This window comes from Streptomyces chiangmaiensis (genome assembly GCF_036281785.1).
GTDB classification, from domain to species: domain Bacteria; phylum Actinomycetota; class Actinomycetes; order Streptomycetales; family Streptomycetaceae; genus Streptomyces; species Streptomyces chiangmaiensis.
On sequence record NZ_JAYWVC010000199.1, the window covers coordinates 1 to 14,099 of the forward strand.

The following is a 14,099-nucleotide window of genomic DNA, read 5'->3' on the forward strand; positions in this document are numbered from 1 at the left end:
GTACCGCACTGCCGCCGCGTCCCGCTGAGCTGCACCGAGACCTGCCGGCCCTTGCGGACCAGTAGTCTGAAGATTCCTGGGCATTGGACCGGCCTCCGGTGCTCGCCGCACCAGGAGCCACCACTGGTCGTCGAACTTGGCCTTCTGGCCGTCGATCCAGCCGTAGCAGAGTGCCACGTCGAGGGCCTGGGCGTAGTCCAGCGCGACGATTCCGGGGCCCTTCTTGCGAAGCTTGAGCCAGATGCCGGGTGAGACGGCGTGGTTCTCGCCGAGCCATGCCTGGAATGCCTCGGCGGATTCACATGCGACGATCTCCAAGTCATGAGTCACCCCAGCAGCGAACCACACCCGGCCGTTTGTCATGACGCATTCGGGCAGGGCCCCGGATGCAGGATGCCCGTGGACCTGCGTGATCATCTCTGTTCTCGACGCAGAACGATCATGCAGGAGCCACGGGCTTGCTCAACGATACGACGTTGCTGCTCGACCTCGACGGGGGTACCAGGCCTTCCCGCGGCTGAGCGCCTTCGCGGAGACGGTGTGGTGCACCGGCCCGCGGGACTTCACCGGCTTCTCCGTCCGCCTGCCCGCGCATCTGGAACGGCTCGACTCGATCGGCGTCGAGTACCGCCGCCCCGGCGGCCCATTGCCCTGGCAGACCCGCCCCGGCGTACGCAGCCGCCCCGTCGAACTGGCCGACCACCTGGCCGGAGTGGCCGCTGACACAGCCAACATCCGTGAAGCCTAGCCCCTCCCGTCCCTCCGCCCAACCGCGACGACGGCAGCCCCGGAGGGGCGCGGGGAGCGTGGACACGTTGCTGGGTGTGTGGGTGCCTGACGGTGCGTCGGGGCGTGGTGGGCTCGCGGGTCGGGCTTGCCGTCAGGCCGTGGTGGGCCGGCCGGCAGTGCCGGTGATCTGGTCACGGATGGCTTGTTCACTGGTTGCTGCGGCAGCTGACGGTCGACATACTGTCCGCGGCTGTCAAGGTCGCGTCAATGCGGTTCAGTCCGTATCTCACATGAGCACGCCGATGTGGAAGACCCCCTGGATGGCGTGTGAGGAGGCGACAGCTGAGTAACCGGCCCGTGCGGAAGATGCTGCGGCAGATGGCGAGCGGGGAGCCCGTTCAGGTCACCAGCACCATGACGTCCATGAAGAAACTCGCCCGACTCGCCTTCATTGCCCAGCAGTTCGGGTACGAGTACGCAGACGTACGGCAGGGCGGTGGGTCACAGGGCAACGGTTTCGTGCTGCTGATCGTGCCCGACCCCAGCCCGCAGGCCCGGGCGCGTGCTGCGCAGAACTGGGCGCAGTATCCGAACGCGAGCGACGGGGTCACGCTGCCGCCGCTCGTGCTCGACGAGGTCGAGCTTCTCAGGGCCCGCATCGCGTTCGACCTTACCGCCGGCTTCACCGACAAGCAGCGGATGGTGATCGGGGGTGTCGGCTTCAGCGCGTTGGCCGTGAGCCTCGGCTTCACGCTCGGCGCGGACACCACCGCCGTCGTCATCGCCGGCATCGTCTGGGCCGCGCTCATGGCCTTGTTGCCCATCGGGCTGGTCGTCGACCGGCGTTACAGAGCCAAGTACGTCGCCCGGCTGCAGGCCGCCGGGTTCACGCCGGTGACCGACCAGGGCGGGCGGCTGCGGTATGTTCCGCCAGGTCGGCAGCTTCCCGGGTACGGCAATCCGTTCGCCGGAGGGGCGTAGGGTCTCCGCCCACCGCCGGGCCGGTGCGCGGGTGATGGCCAGGCGGCGGCAGTCGGTGCCGGTCTCGGTGATGGTGCCATGGCAAGTGTTCCCGGCGACCAGGTCGGTGGCCGATGACGGACGGGGACTCCCCTCGGCCGGCAGCCGCTGCACCGCCGTGTACCGCTCGGTGGTGCGGGTCACCGGCCGCCGGGGGCGGCCGAAGACGTCCCGGGTGCCGTGTGGCGGGACGAACGGATCCTCCTCCGCAGTCGGCTCCGCGGTGACCAACCTCCGTGGACAGAACACCCGACCCGGTCCAACGCCGGGATGTAAGGCCTCCCAGGACGAGCCTCTTTCGACGGCGGACTGTTGATGTTTGACTTGTCCTCGGGGGGGTCGCCATGGTCAGGGCAGCGCAGGTTTCGGCAGCAGCCGCGCTGGCAGTGACGTTATTGGGAGGCTGCACGCCGGGCGAAGTACCGGAGGCCGGCATGTCCAGTGGGCACACGCCTGACGCACAGGAGTTTGCCCGTTCGCGTCGTCCCGCGAGCACTGCCGCCCCCTCCCGGTCCGTTCGGTGCGGAAAGGAAGAGTCTTACGTCCGACTTGCTTCACGACCGCCGCTCGAGAAGACCGATGTCGTCGTGGGGCCGTTGCGCTGGCCCGGCCTCAAGGGATGGCGGGACGGCCGACGACGGACTTCGGAGGCCGCACAAGGGACGGCTGGCACTACAAGATCGGCGCTGAGCTGGAGCGAGGCTCGGTGGTAACGGTCTCTGTGTCGCCTGAGGCGCGGCAGCGCGCCGGCTTGGGCTACGGCCGGCAAGAGGGCTACACGCCCGCCGCAGAGGTGACGTTCAGCGCCTGCCCGGACTCGGACACGTCCTATGTCGGCGGCTTCTTCGTCCACGGCGACGGCCGCTTCTGCATCCCGCTCGATGTCCGGGTGGGCGATGGCCCACCGCGGAGAATCGTGATCTCCGTGTTCAGCGGTGACTGCCGCGCCTGAGTGTCGCGCATGACCCGTGCCGACAACTGTCGACGATGCAGTCACGTGACCGCGTGGCAGATGCGCGGGCTGGTCGAGCGACTGGTGGCGGCCTTCTCGGCAGGAAGCGCCTGTCGATCGATGCGATCGAGCTCGTAGAGTGGACCACCTTCCCTGATTGCGTCGGACATGGGCCGGACAAGGGTGCTGACAGAGGCCTGCGATCACGCCTTGACCCACGTCACACCTCGCACTCTTACGTGATCTTTCAAGCACTCCCCCGTCGTCCCCGCGACTGCTCCCCACCCGGTCTCACCAGCACGCTGAGTGTCGGCAGCGCGCCGGCTCTGGATGCTTGTTTCCATACCACTGGCGTATTGTCCCTGTATGGGGCACCCGACGTGACTGATGCAGTGTGGCGATGCCCAGGCGGCGGCAGGTCCTGGGCGCCGATGCTGGGCCGACACAGCCATGGGTGGTGCGTGGACGGTTTCGGCGGCGGCAGAAGGGCCGCGCACGCTGGGGCCACGATGAGGCAGGCAGTTGCTGACCTGGTCCAGCAGACGCAGCCCGTAGCGCGACAGCCGTCTGTCAAGCAGTCGCAGCGGCGCCGCGGTGGCGCGAGTGTGTCCGGCGGGTAGGACGGCCGGCGGTGCCGGCCTCAACCGTACCCGGGCGCCGATAGGACGCGGATCGGAGCGATTGTGGGCTCGAGTGCCGTGACGGCCCTGGGCCTGTGGTGGCCGGACCCGTTTGCGCTCAGGAGGGCGGTGATGAGGCGTGCAACGGCCTACCGCACCTGGTCCCGATTCGGGCTGGGAGGGCCTGGACGATCTCCTTCGCCGTCTGGTGCGGGATGCCGGTCCCTCGGGCGCCATGCTGTTCCTCCTGCCGCCAGGGGGGCAGGTGTTGCAATTGGCGATGGTGTTCGGGTCGTCCTGGCATATCGTCGCCCCCTGGGCGCGCATCGGGGTGGACGAGGCGATACCGGCGGCCGAGGCGGCACGGGAACGGCGTTTGGTGTGGGTCGGCACCCCGGAGGAGCTGGCCGCCCACTATCCCAGGCTCCGTTTCGTTGTCCCGCACGACCACGCGGTGGCGGCCGCGCCCATCATCACCGGGGATGCCGTATGGGGTACGGCCTGCCTGCTCTGGCCCGCCTGGCACCCCGCCCAGCTGTGCCCGGCCGAACTGGAGGCGATCGATGCCTTCTGCCGCCAGGCGGGCCCGCTCCTTCAGCAGGCGGCCGCCTGCAACGACCCACTTCTGCCGACGGCCGAACCGCGGGTTCTTGAACCGGTCCGATCCCATGTCCCGGATCGGGCCGAGGCCCTTGCCGCCTATGACTTCACCGCTCGCCTGCCAGGGGCGCTCTCGATGGATCTGGACGGCCGGGTCACCTTCCTCAGCGAGTCAGCAGCTGACCTGCTGGGTGGCTGCGCCGCGGACCTGCTGGGCGCCCGACCGTGGGACGAGCTCGAGTGGCTCAGCGACCCCACCTTCGAGGACCGCTTCCGTGCCGCAGTCATCAGCCGACAGCCCACCGTCTTCGCCGCCGTGCGCCCCCCGGATCTGCGGCTGTCCTTCCAGCTCTACCCCGACGCCTTCGGCATCAGCATCCACATCACCCCTCTCGCGTACGATCCGGCCGCCACGACCGAGTCGTCCTCGACGTCATCTCCAGGGCCGGCCGGGGCCGCGGCGCTGTACCACCTGATGCACCTTGCCGCGACCCTCACCGAGACCGTAGGGGTCGCAGACGTGGCCGACAGGGTCGCCGATCAGCTTGTGCCCGGCTTCGGCGCTCAGGGGCTGGTCCTGATGACGGTGGACGAGGGACGCCTGCGAATCGTCAGCCACCGCGGATACACACGCGCGTTCCTGGCCCACATCGACGGCGAGCCCCTGACCTCCCACACGCCGCGCGCACGGGCGCTGACCACACAGACCCCGGCCTTCTTCACCAGCTTCGCCGAGTACCAGCGGGCCTACCCCGACGCCGTCCGCTACGGCGACAGAAACGCATGGGCCTTCCTGCCGCTGATCATCTCCAGACGTCCCCTGGGGCTCCTCATCCTGTCCTACGACCAAGCCCGGCACTTCCCTCCGGCCGAGCGGACGATTCTGATCTCGCTGGCCGGGCTGATCGCTCAAGCCCTGGACAGGGCCCGTCTCTACGATGCCAAACACTCCCTTGCGTGCACCCTGCAAGAGGGCCTCTTGCCGCAGAGCCTGCCCTCGGTCCCGGGCCTGGAGGTCGCCGCACGCTACCTCCCCGCCGGTCACGGTATGGACATCGGCGGCGACTTCTACGACCTCATCCGCTGCGCCGAAGTCGGCGCCGCCGCGGCCATCGGCGACGTCCAGGGCCACGACGTGCAGGCGGCCGCACTCATGGGCCAGCTCCGCACCGCCGTGCATGCCCACGCCGCCGGCGGCACGGACGCCGGCGAACTGCTGGCCTGCACCAACCGACTGCTGTGCGACCTCAACCCAGGACGGTTCGCCAGCTGCATGTACACCTACCTCGACCTGATCCGGCATCGCGCCCTCCTGGCCACCGCAGGACACCTCCCACCCCTGATCCGCCGCCCCGATGGCAGCACCGGCATCCTCCGACTGCCGCCCGGCCCGCTGCTCGGCATCACCCCGGACGCCGACTACACCACCGTCGGGATCCCCATACCGCCGGGCACCACCCTCGCCCTGTACACCGACGGCCTCGTCGAAAGCCCAGGGGTCGACATCGACCACGCCATTGCCGACCTGGTCCAACAGTTGGCCCGAGGCCGCGACGACAACATGGAGACCGTCATCGACGCCCTCCTCCAGCACACTGAGCACGCCATCCCCCACACTGACGACATCGCCCTGCTCCTCATTCACGTGAAGACTTGATCCGCCCCAAAGGCTGAGGTGCAGCCGTGGACCCGCCCCGGTGAACCTGCGCTCGCTGGGCGATCTGATGTGGGAACTCGGCGTCGGCCGTAACACATTGCGTGCGGCACTTTCGCGCCCCGGTGGCGACGGGCTTGTCACCATCGCCCCCCCATCGCGGGGCGTCCAACCGCCGTCTCATCCGTCAAGTCGCCGAACAGGTGCATGCATTGCGCGAAGTGCTCGAGGGCTTGGCGGCGCGGTCAGACGTGCGCGAGGAGGCGCTCCAGCGGGCGGGGAACGCGCTCGAGGTCCAGGTGCGCGACCAGCGCCTGCGCGTAGAGCGCCTTGCGACCGCTGTGTGTACCCATGAAGCGCCGCAGCTGGTGCTCCACGGGCCGTTCCCGCTGTGCCGGCTGGCTCTGGAAGGTGTGGAAGGGGCGCATCTCGCCCTGAGTCTCGATCACCTGCTGCACGGCTTCGGCCCCGAGAGCGCGGATCAGCTCGTCCTCGAGGTCGGCGACGCACACATGGAACCCGAGTGTCTCCAGCCCGGCACGCGTGAGACCGGGCCCGAGCCCGACCCGCTCCAGATGACGTCGGAAATGCCGCTCCTCGCCGATGTCGCAGAGACCGGCCAGCGGGAGGCCGAGCCCCGGAGGACCGCACACGTCAAGGAAACGCCCGATGCTGGTCGCACCGCCGAGCGGAACCACCGCGACGCCCTCCGCACCGAGGTCGCGGCCGTGGCGCGTGGCCAGCGCTTCGAGCGCGACCTGATCACTGCCGCCCTCGACGAGCACGATCGTCCGCACAGCGCCGCCGGCCAGCTCCCGCGCCACCGCGGCGGCCGCACCCGCCCCCGTTCCGCCGGCCGCCCATGCGACCAGTGCCAGGCGGAATCGCTTCAACTCGTCCACAGGACCTCGCTTCCCGGCGTCATCGTGGCACGCGCGGGATCCCGTACGCACGCATGTTTTCCGGGGCGATGACTTTCAAATCGAGGAGGTACGGTTTCGGACTGACAGGACGGCGCCCTGACGATCGCCCGTGCGGGGCAAGACGAGGGCACGCGCTATCGCGGAGTCGGCGGACGGAACGCCGGTGTCCGGTCCGCGGATTGCACGGCACCGGCCGACGCCGACACCCGCAGCTCGGATGCCACGCGTCACTGTCACCCGGTCAGCTGTCGCAATCCGTTCTCCAGCAGCGCGAACGCATGCTCCGCGTCGGCCACCGCACCCGGAGTTCGCGCTTCGGCCGACTCGCCGTACGCCAGGCGTTGGGCGTTGTCTCCTGCCAACGCCCATTGGACCGCGACGATCTGGACGGCGGCCAGCCGCGCCGTGAGGTCGGGAATGCCCGCCGACTCATGCAATGCCTGGGCAAGTGCGCGCTCGGCACCGGTCTTGAACCGTTCCATCCGGGCCACCAGTGAGGGCGTGTCGAGGATCATCCGGGTGAGCCTGCGCACCTGAGGATGGTCGTTGAGCCCGGTGATCGGGTCCCGCTCGCGCAGTCCTTTGAGGAAATGCTCGCGCAACGCGGTCAACGGGGCAGTGCCGGGCTGGCGGGCGCGCACGACGCGCGCGGTTTCGGTCTCGTGGTCGGCGAGACGGTGCACCACGAGGTCTTCCTTCGTCGGGAAGTAGGCGAAGAGTGTGCGCTTGGACACCTCCGCCGCCTCGGCCACCTGAGCCACCGAGACCTGATGGAAGCCGTGTTCGAGGAACAGCGTGATTGCCGCATCGGAGATCGCTGCGTGCGTCCGCTGCTTCTTCCGTTCCCGTAGCCCCGGCTTGCCGTCCACGACGCACACCGTAACAGATGGCTTACCCGAACGCATTTTTGCACCTGGTATATATTTACTCCGAGTCGAGAGATGAGAGGTCGAGGAAGATGTTGGCCGAGATTGAGACCGAGATCGTCATCGTGGGCGCCGGCCCGACCGGGCTGATGCTGGCGTGCGAACTGGCCCTGGCAGGGGTCGACACCCTGGTACTGGAGAAGCTGCCCCGGCGCATCGAGCAGGTGAAGGGGGGCGCGATCCAGCCCCGTACCTCCGAACTGCTGGAGTTGCGCGGGCTGCTGGAACCGTTGCTGCACCGCTCCACATCGCGTGATCCGGTCGGCGGGCACTTCGCGGCCTTGCCCGTGCCCTTGGACTGCACACCCTGGCACACCAGGCACCCTTACCCGATTGCGATCCCGCAGTGGGAGATCGAGGCGGTGCTCGAGGAGCGGGCCGTCGCCTCCGGCGCGCGGGTTCTGCGCGGCACCGCCGTCTCAGGGGTCGAGCCGGACGACGACTTTGTGGCCGTGACGACGGACGGTCCGCGGGTGCGGGCTCGTTACCTGGCGGCGTGCGACGGCGGCCACAGTACGGTGCGGAAACTGCTCGCGCTGCCGTTTCCCGGTAGGCCCGGGACCCATCAGGCGGTCTTGGCCGACGTCCGTCTGTCCACCGTGTCGTCCCTGGTCCCGCAGCAGTTGGGGCATATGAGCGCCCTTACCCGTCAAGCAGGCGGCTACTGGGCCATGCTGGCCCCTCTCGGAGGCGACCGGTTCCGGTTCACCTTCGGGCGCGCGGACCAGGCGGACGGCAACCGCGACACCCCTATCACCCACGAGGAGATCTCCGCCGCGCTACAGGCCGTGTACGGCCATGAGGCCACCCTCGGCGCCGTGGACAACTCTTCGCGGTTCTCCGACGCCACTCGACAACTCGAGCACTACCGCGCGGGCCGAGTCCTGTTCGCGGGCGACGCCGCACACATTCACCCGCCGCTGGGTGGCCAGGGCCTCAATCTCGGCATACAGGACGCGATCAATCTCGGCTGGAAACTGGCCGCTGTCGTCCAGGACCGGGCGCCGAGCGGACTCCTGGACAGCTACCACGCCGAACGGCACCCGGTCGGAGCCCAGGTCCTGCATCACACGTCGGCCCAGCGCGTCCTGGCAGACCCGAACCCGAGCGAGGACGTGGCCGCCCTGCGCGACATCGTCATCGACCTGCTACGCCTGCCCGACACCAACCGCCACATCGCGGGACTGATGTCCGGCCTCTCGCTGTGCTACCCGCTGTCCGGCAATCATCCGCTCACCGGACAGCGCATGCCGGACGCCGAGCTGGTCACCGACGACGGCCCCATCCGGCTGTCGGCGCTGTTCGGCTCAGGGCACGCCGTCCTGCTCGATCTGGCCGGAACCGTCCCGACCGACCTCCGGCTCCCGCCCCGAGTCGACCTCGTCCGCGCCACATGTACCGACCGTCTGGGCGCTGCCGCCCTGCTCATCCGCCCCGACGGCTACGTCTGCTGGGCTGCGGACAGCTCCGACGCTCACAACGACAGCCTGCTCGCCGCGATCGTCGGCAACCTTGCCAAGCCGGCCTGAGCCGGAGGTCCAGCGCGACCTGACGCGATCGGTGGCCCATGCATTGACTGAGCGTGGCGCCACAGAAGGCAGGACGCGACATGGCCGCGCGGGGATGCGTGACCTTCACGCCTCAGGAACTGGCGCGGCCGTCGTCACATCACGTCCTGCGCGGGCGGTGTGTCACGACGTGGTCGAGTCACGTCCAGCCCTGGAGGCCGGGTGGAGGCTCGTCAGACCCGGTCCAGGGGCTGGTGCGGACCGCTGGGGAGTTCCGCTTCGATCGTGTCGCCAGGACGCACCACGCCACCTTCTCTCACGATGGTCATGATTCCGGCTTTGCGGACAAGGTTCCCCGCCCCGTCGCGGCCGACGACCTGCTTCAGCAGCCCGTCCTGGAAGGTGTCGATCTGCAGGCAGGGATTGCGAAGGCCGGTGACTTCCAAGACCGCGACGCCGATGCGCAGCAACGTGCCGACGGGCAGACCGAGCAGATCGATGCCGCGCGTCGTGATGTTCTCGCCGAGCTCCCCGGGCGCCACCTTGAACCCTGCTTCGCCGACCTCGTCGAAGAGCTCCTCATGAATGAGGTGAACCTGGCGCAGATTCGGTTGGGTGGGATCCTGCGCGACACGCGAGCGATGCTTGACGGTCACTCCGGCGTGCACGTCACCCTCCACACCGAGGCCGGCGAGCAGTCTGATGCTGTCCCGAGTCGGCTTGGTGAACGCGTACTCCGCGTTGCTGCTGACTGCCGTCACCTTCCCGCTCATACCGCGGAACCCCCCACTTCGGTAACACTTGTCAGCCATGAGCCTAACCCGCGCCCCTCAAGGGGCAGCGGCCGCGATCAACCGCCGGCAGGGCCAATTGTGCCCGCCCGCACCATCACCACTACAGGTCGAGAACGGCGCGGAGCGCGTTGTCGACAAGCGCCAACCGCTCGGGGCCCACGTTGCCGTGCAGGGTGGCGGTCTCGAATCTCGACGCGGCGAGCTGGAGCAGGTTGACGGCGACGACCGAGGCGTCGAGTGGCGAGGTCAGCCGCACGCTCATCGCCGTGTCGGGGTGCTCGGCCGGGGCGTGCAGCACCAAGGCGACCACGGCTCCGTACGCCTCTGCAAGCCCGTCGAGGCTGACAACGAGGACGGTGCGCACGCCCTTGCCGGTGTCGACATCGAATACGTCCCCCTTACGGATTATCACAGGGCGTCGCCCTCACCCTCGAGGTCGGGGCGCTCGATCACGGACAGCTTGCGTCCCGCGTCGAGAGTCATCTGCCGGCGCACAGCCTTGAGGATGTAGTCGTTCAGCGACGGGGCGTCCGCAGCGGCGTCTCGCAGTTGCTTGTCCATGGCGTCGGGAATGCGTAGCGTGATGGCAGTCATGACATCAAATCTAGTGGCATGAGTGCCGTCAGGAAACCCCCTTCCCCATGCCTGATGCAACGGTTGTCGTACATCCGCACGGCGCGGCGCTCAGGGGATGATGGCGTCGACACAGCCTCCGTCGACCCGCAGCGCACCCCCTGTGGTGGCGGAGGCCTGGTCGGAGCTGAGGTACACCACCATGTTGGCGATCTCCTCGGGATCGATCAGGCGCCGCAGCAGCGACTGCGGCCGATGCTCACGCATGAAGACACGCTCCGCCTCCTCCCACGGCAGATCCCGCCCGACCAAGTCGTACACGAAGTCCTCCACACCGGCAGTATGGGTGGGACCGGCAAGGACCGAGTTGACGGTGACGCGGGTTCCAGCGGCCTTCTTCGCGAAACCTCGTCCGACAGCCAGCAGGGCGGTCTTGGTCATGCCGTAATGGATCATCTCGGCCGGGATGACCACCGCCGACTCGCTGGCGATGTACTGAACGCGGCCCCAGCCGCGTTCGATCATCCGCGGCAGGTAGGTGCGGGTCAGGCGGACGGCGGCGAGCACGTTGACCTCGAAGTACCGGCGCCATTCCTCGTCGGCGATGTCAAGCGGGTCCTGGGCACCGAAGATGCCCAGATTGTTGATCAGGACATCGACCTCCGGCAGTGTCTCGACGACACTCGCAGCGCCCTCCTCGGTCACCACATCCGCGCCGACGGCGACGAAGCAACCGTCCGGCACCTCCTCTCGCAACCGCCGGACCGCCTCGTCCACCCGCCCCGTGTCGCGGCCGTTGACCCCCACCCGTGCACCCGCCGCCGCGAGGCCCACCGCGATTGCGGCCCCGATGCCCTGTGTCGATGCCGTCACCAGGGCCGTCCGTCCCGTGAGATCGATACGCATGAACGCTCCTTCGGACGTGGTCAGCCGAATATCCGGCCGCCTCTCCCTGGACGGCCCTGCCGTTCGCCACGGCGCCCCGATCATGCGCGCCGCGGCCCCTCCAGCGGATGCCGGTCCATGGTCAAAGCCTTCGGCCACCCCGATGCCCGTACAGGCGCCGGTGGCAGCCGGCGCCTGTACGGCGTCAAGTAGTACCTCTCAGGAAGCGACGCTGCCGTGGCGTGCCGCCGCTCCCCGTCGGTGTTCCTTCCAGTGAATACGTCTGAGGGCGTAATCCGCCACCGATGGCACGTTGGCCCGCGAGGCCATGTTCATCCGCATGGGACGACAGCGGGAAGAAGAGGCCGGAACGCCGCAATCGGGCGCCCTGCGCGACCCGACCTTTTCTACGGCGCTGACGGCGCTCAGGGACGGTCAGGTCGAGACGAGAGTTTGAGATGTTGATAAGGGCTTCGAATCTTGCATAACCTCACGGAATGGTGCAGAGCAAGGCAAGCGACGTCGACGGCTACCTGACTGAGGTTTCTGAGGAACGCAGGGCCGTGCTGACCAAGGTGCGTCAGCTGTGCCGGGAGGAGCTCGTGGGCTTCGACGAGGTCATGGCGTACGGGATGCCCGCATACGAGCGGGACGGCGCCTGCGAGATCGCGTTTGCCGGCCAGAAGCAGTACATCTCCTTCTATCTCATGCGCAGTGACGTCCGTGAGGCGTTCGAGGAACGGCTGGCCGGGCAGGACATGGGTAAAGGCTGCCTGCGTTTCCGCAAGCCGGAGAACATCGACTTCGGGCTGTTGCGGGATCTACTCAAGGCCACCGCTGCCCGGCCCGGCAAAATCTGCTGACACCGCCGGGCAACGGGGTACCGCCGGGGACGAGCAGGCAATTGGAACGATCTTGGATTGGCTCGCGCCGCGGCCACGAGGTGATCCAACGCCGCACCTTTCTCGCACTGCTCGGCGACGAGCGCGCCGGGACGCGGATCCTGCTGCAGGAGCCCGACCCTGACGCGGAAGAGCTGGCCGAGTTGACCGCGCTGACTGATGGGCCGATCGGCCCGGTGGGTGCCGAGGATCCGTTCAGCTCGACCGACCTCGGTCACCTGGGCATGCGCAACTGGCAGATGCCGATCATGCTGCGCCGGCCAGGCCCCGTCTTCGCACCGGCGATGGAGGTGACCCGGGCACAGCGGACGCAGGAGCTACAGGCGGCGAGCAGATCGTGATCGCGGGCTTCGAGTTGACCTAATTCGAGCCCTACCGTCCCGGCGAGAAGTTCCCCACGGCGCTGACGGATCAGCCGGGTGGACGTGTTCATCGCCGTACTCAACGGTAAGCCGGTCGGCGCCTGCGTCACCGTCATCGACAACGGGTCCGGCAGCCGCTACTGGGTCGGCACATCACCCGAGCACCGCTCCCGCGGAGTCGGGCGGGCCATCATGCTCGGCTCGCTCGCGCCCATGGCGGAACTGCCGGTGACACTCACCGCCTCACGGCTCGGACGACCGCTGTACCAGTCGCTGGGCTACACCGCCGTCACCACATCGACCTGGTCGTCCTCGCAATGAGCGTTGTGCAATCTGAGTTGCTGGTCACAGGGCTGGTGTGAGCCGTTGCTCGAGCACTCGGGCTTGTTACAGGCGGCTGTGTGCGCTGACGGCCGCCCGTCAGCAGGCGTCATCGCAGTTCGTCAGCACCAGCAGCGCCTGCGGGAGCGCGGTCGCACAGCGGGTCGGCAGCCGCTTCGGGTACGGGCCGTACTCGCCGATGGGCAGGTACGGCCCGTTGAACCCCCACTCGTCGTCAGTCAGTTGCACTCTCGTCACGCAAGACGATCTACCGGTCCAGGCCCAGCCGGGACGGCGCATCCCACAGATTGATCACGACTCGATACGCGCCCTGGGACGTGTTTCACAAGCGGCGCCGTGTGGCTCATACCTCTGGAAGGGAGAGATCGGGTTTCCAGGGGTTTGGTGCGGTGATGGACCAGCGTTCATGGTCGCGCCAGGCCCCGTCGATGTAGAGGTAGGCGGGCGACAGCCCTTCGTAACGGAAGCCCAGGCGCTGGGCCAGGGCCAGGGATGCTTTGTTCGCCGGCTGAATGTTGGCCTCCAGCCGGTGGAGCCGAAGGTCGGTGAAGGCGTGCTGCAGGGTGACGGTGAGCCCGTCGGTCATGTAACCCTGCCCTGCGGACGGGGCGAAGGCTGCATAGCCGAGGGACGCGCCCTGGTAGCGGCCCCGGATGATCGAGTTGATGTTGACCATGCCGGCGGCTGCGCCGGTCTCCCGGACACGGATCAGAAAGCCCAGGTTGGTGCCGTCGTCGAAGCGGTGCATCCAGACCTGGAACTCCTCCGGGGTCGCGGGCAGCTGCATCCATGGCAGGTGCAGCTCGGTGCTGGCCTGCACGAGCGAGCAGAACTCGTCCTGGTCGGAGAGCGTGAGCGGGCGCAGTTCGACCCGTGATGGCATTTCTGACATGGATCAACGGTAGAGCTTGTTGTGTGCAGTGGATCGCCCGAGTGATCGATCTTGGATGATCTTGGTGTGGATCGTGGTGATGACCGCCGCACAGTGGACGGTCCTGGGGCCGTTGCTGCCGGTGGGGAAGAAGTCGGGGCCGCCGCGGAAGTGGACGAAGCGGCAACTCATCAACGGGATCCGATGGGGGCCCTGGCCCGGGGCGTCTTGGCGGCATGCGCCCGAGCGGTATGGCAAGTGGGAGACGGTGTACGGGCTGTTCCGCCGCTGGCAGCGCGATGGGATCTGGGCGCTCATCGTGACCAATCTGCCGGAGCTGCGTAAGTCGTTTCCGCGTGGCGCTGTCGCCTGAAAGAAAACGGATTGCCTCGGGGGGAGAGCTCACGTTGGATAAGAGTTATCCCGTAATGCGGAGCG

At 68.1% G+C, this 14,099-nt stretch carries 16 protein-coding genes and 2 pseudogenes; 9 read left to right on the top strand and 9 right to left on the bottom strand.

The genetic code is table 11. The features are described 5' to 3' along the window. Window positions 1-363 (bottom strand): YdeI/OmpD-associated family protein (locus VXC91_RS35195; RefSeq protein WP_408057556.1); only part of this gene is annotated, 363 nt, incomplete at its 3' end. Window positions 364-499: 136 nt separating this feature from the next. On the opposite strand from VXC91_RS35195, the pseudogene VXC91_RS35200 reads away from it, so the two are divergent. The 4 genes and pseudogenes from VXC91_RS35200 to VXC91_RS35215 form a co-directional block, all read left to right on the top strand. Then, window positions 500-748, top strand: a pseudogene (locus VXC91_RS35200) (beta-N-acetylhexosaminidase); the annotation flags it as partial. Between the two features lie 323 nt (window positions 749-1,071). Then, window positions 1,072-1,698 (top strand): annotated as a pseudogene (locus VXC91_RS35205) (hypothetical protein); the annotation flags it as partial. 670 nt (window positions 1,699-2,368) lie between these two features. Next, window positions 2,369-2,701 (top strand): hypothetical protein, encoded by a 333-nt coding sequence (locus tag VXC91_RS35210; protein WP_329511424.1) that lies wholly within the window; start codon window positions 2,369-2,371, stop codon window positions 2,699-2,701. Between the two features lie 759 nt (window positions 2,702-3,460). Beyond that, on the top strand, window positions 3,461-5,578 hold the full coding sequence (locus VXC91_RS35215) for a SpoIIE family protein phosphatase (protein WP_329511425.1): 2,118 nt from the start codon (window positions 3,461-3,463) through the stop codon (window positions 5,576-5,578). A 242-nt stretch (window positions 5,579-5,820) separates the two neighbouring features. Here the strand turns inward: VXC91_RS35215 and VXC91_RS35220 are convergent, their stop codons facing one another. Together VXC91_RS35220 and VXC91_RS35225 are read right to left on the bottom strand one after the other, a co-directional pair. Further along, the gene (locus VXC91_RS35220; RefSeq protein ID WP_329511426.1) at window positions 5,821-6,477 is read right to left on the bottom strand and encodes an ATP-dependent endonuclease; all 657 of its coding nucleotides are present in this window, start codon (window positions 6,475-6,477) and stop codon (window positions 5,821-5,823) included. 254 nt (window positions 6,478-6,731) lie between these two features. Next, on the bottom strand, window positions 6,732-7,367 hold the full coding sequence (locus tag VXC91_RS35225) for a TetR/AcrR family transcriptional regulator (RefSeq protein WP_329511427.1): 636 nt from the start codon (window positions 7,365-7,367) through the stop codon (window positions 6,732-6,734). 89 nt (window positions 7,368-7,456) lie between these two features. On the opposite strand from VXC91_RS35225, the gene VXC91_RS35230 reads away from it, so the two are divergent. Further along, a complete protein-coding gene (locus tag VXC91_RS35230; RefSeq protein ID WP_329511428.1) occupies window positions 7,457-8,953 on the top strand; it encodes an FAD-dependent monooxygenase in 1,497 nt (498 codons plus the stop codon). Between the two features lie 212 nt (window positions 8,954-9,165). Here VXC91_RS35230 and VXC91_RS35235 read toward each other — a convergent pair whose 3' ends face one another. The 4 genes from VXC91_RS35235 to VXC91_RS35250 form a co-directional block, all read right to left on the bottom strand. Further along, window positions 9,166-9,705 (bottom strand): MOSC domain-containing protein, encoded by a 540-nt coding sequence (locus VXC91_RS35235; RefSeq protein ID WP_329511429.1) that lies wholly within the window; start codon window positions 9,703-9,705, stop codon window positions 9,166-9,168. 121 nt (window positions 9,706-9,826) lie between these two features. Continuing rightward, window positions 9,827-10,138 (bottom strand): hypothetical protein, encoded by a 312-nt coding sequence (locus VXC91_RS35240; protein ID WP_329511430.1) that lies wholly within the window; start codon window positions 10,136-10,138, stop codon window positions 9,827-9,829. Continuing rightward, window positions 10,135-10,320, bottom strand: coding sequence for a hypothetical protein (locus tag VXC91_RS35245; RefSeq protein WP_329511431.1), 186 nt, complete (start codon window positions 10,318-10,320; stop codon window positions 10,135-10,137). The genes VXC91_RS35240 and VXC91_RS35245 overlap by 4 nt, the downstream gene beginning before the upstream one ends. 90 nt (window positions 10,321-10,410) lie before the next feature. Beyond that, entirely contained in the window at window positions 10,411-11,205 is a 795-nt protein-coding gene (locus VXC91_RS35250) for an SDR family NAD(P)-dependent oxidoreductase (RefSeq protein ID WP_329511432.1), read from the bottom strand. A 476-nt stretch (window positions 11,206-11,681) separates the two neighbouring features. Between VXC91_RS35250 and VXC91_RS35255 the strand changes: the two genes are divergently transcribed. From VXC91_RS35255 to VXC91_RS35265, 3 genes are all read left to right on the top strand, one after another. After that, on the top strand, window positions 11,682-12,047 hold the full coding sequence (locus tag VXC91_RS35255; protein WP_329511433.1) for an iron chaperone: 366 nt from the start codon (window positions 11,682-11,684) through the stop codon (window positions 12,045-12,047). Between the two features lie 41 nt (window positions 12,048-12,088). Next, window positions 12,089-12,427, top strand: coding sequence for a hypothetical protein (locus tag VXC91_RS35260; protein WP_329511434.1), 339 nt, complete (start codon window positions 12,089-12,091; stop codon window positions 12,425-12,427). Between the two features lie 78 nt (window positions 12,428-12,505). Further along, on the top strand, window positions 12,506-12,769 hold the full coding sequence (locus tag VXC91_RS35265) for a GNAT family N-acetyltransferase (protein WP_329511435.1): 264 nt from the start codon (window positions 12,506-12,508) through the stop codon (window positions 12,767-12,769). Between the two features lie 99 nt (window positions 12,770-12,868). Here the strand turns inward: VXC91_RS35265 and VXC91_RS35270 are convergent, their stop codons facing one another. Continuing rightward, on the bottom strand, window positions 12,869-13,018 hold the full coding sequence (locus tag VXC91_RS35270; RefSeq protein ID WP_329511436.1) for a hypothetical protein: 150 nt from the start codon (window positions 13,016-13,018) through the stop codon (window positions 12,869-12,871). 115 nt (window positions 13,019-13,133) lie between these two features. Then, window positions 13,134-13,682: a GNAT family N-acetyltransferase gene (locus VXC91_RS35275; RefSeq protein ID WP_329511437.1), complete on the bottom strand. Its 549-nt coding sequence runs from the start codon at window positions 13,680-13,682 to the stop codon at window positions 13,134-13,136. A 55-nt stretch (window positions 13,683-13,737) separates the two neighbouring features. On the opposite strand from VXC91_RS35275, the gene VXC91_RS35280 reads away from it, so the two are divergent. Next, the gene (locus tag VXC91_RS35280) at window positions 13,738-14,034 is read left to right on the top strand and encodes a transposase (protein ID WP_329511438.1); all 297 of its coding nucleotides are present in this window, start codon (window positions 13,738-13,740) and stop codon (window positions 14,032-14,034) included. The last annotated feature ends 65 nt before the right edge of the window (window positions 14,035-14,099 follow it).

Bases quoted from the DNA above. Each gene is read 5' to 3' on its own strand.
- VXC91_RS35235 (WP_329511429.1), bottom strand. From the start codon at position 9,705: ATGAGCGGGAAGGTGACGGCAGTCAGCAGCAACGCGGAGTACGCGTTC.
- VXC91_RS35210 (WP_329511424.1), top strand. From the start codon at position 2,369: ATGGCGGGACGGCCGACGACGGACTTCGGAGGCCGCACAAGGGACGGC.
- VXC91_RS35245 (WP_329511431.1), bottom strand. From the start codon at position 10,320: ATGACTGCCATCACGCTACGCATTCCCGACGCCATGGACAAGCAACTG.
- VXC91_RS35280 (WP_329511438.1), top strand. From the start codon at position 13,738: ATGATCTTGGTGTGGATCGTGGTGATGACCGCCGCACAGTGGACGGTC.
- VXC91_RS35275 (WP_329511437.1), bottom strand. From the start codon at position 13,682: ATGTCAGAAATGCCATCACGGGTCGAACTGCGCCCGCTCACGCTCTCC.
- VXC91_RS35230 (WP_329511428.1), top strand. From the start codon at position 7,457: ATGTTGGCCGAGATTGAGACCGAGATCGTCATCGTGGGCGCCGGCCCG.
- VXC91_RS35255 (WP_329511433.1), top strand. From the start codon at position 11,682: ATGGTGCAGAGCAAGGCAAGCGACGTCGACGGCTACCTGACTGAGGTT.
- VXC91_RS35250 (WP_329511432.1), bottom strand. From the start codon at position 11,205: ATGCGTATCGATCTCACGGGACGGACGGCCCTGGTGACGGCATCGACA.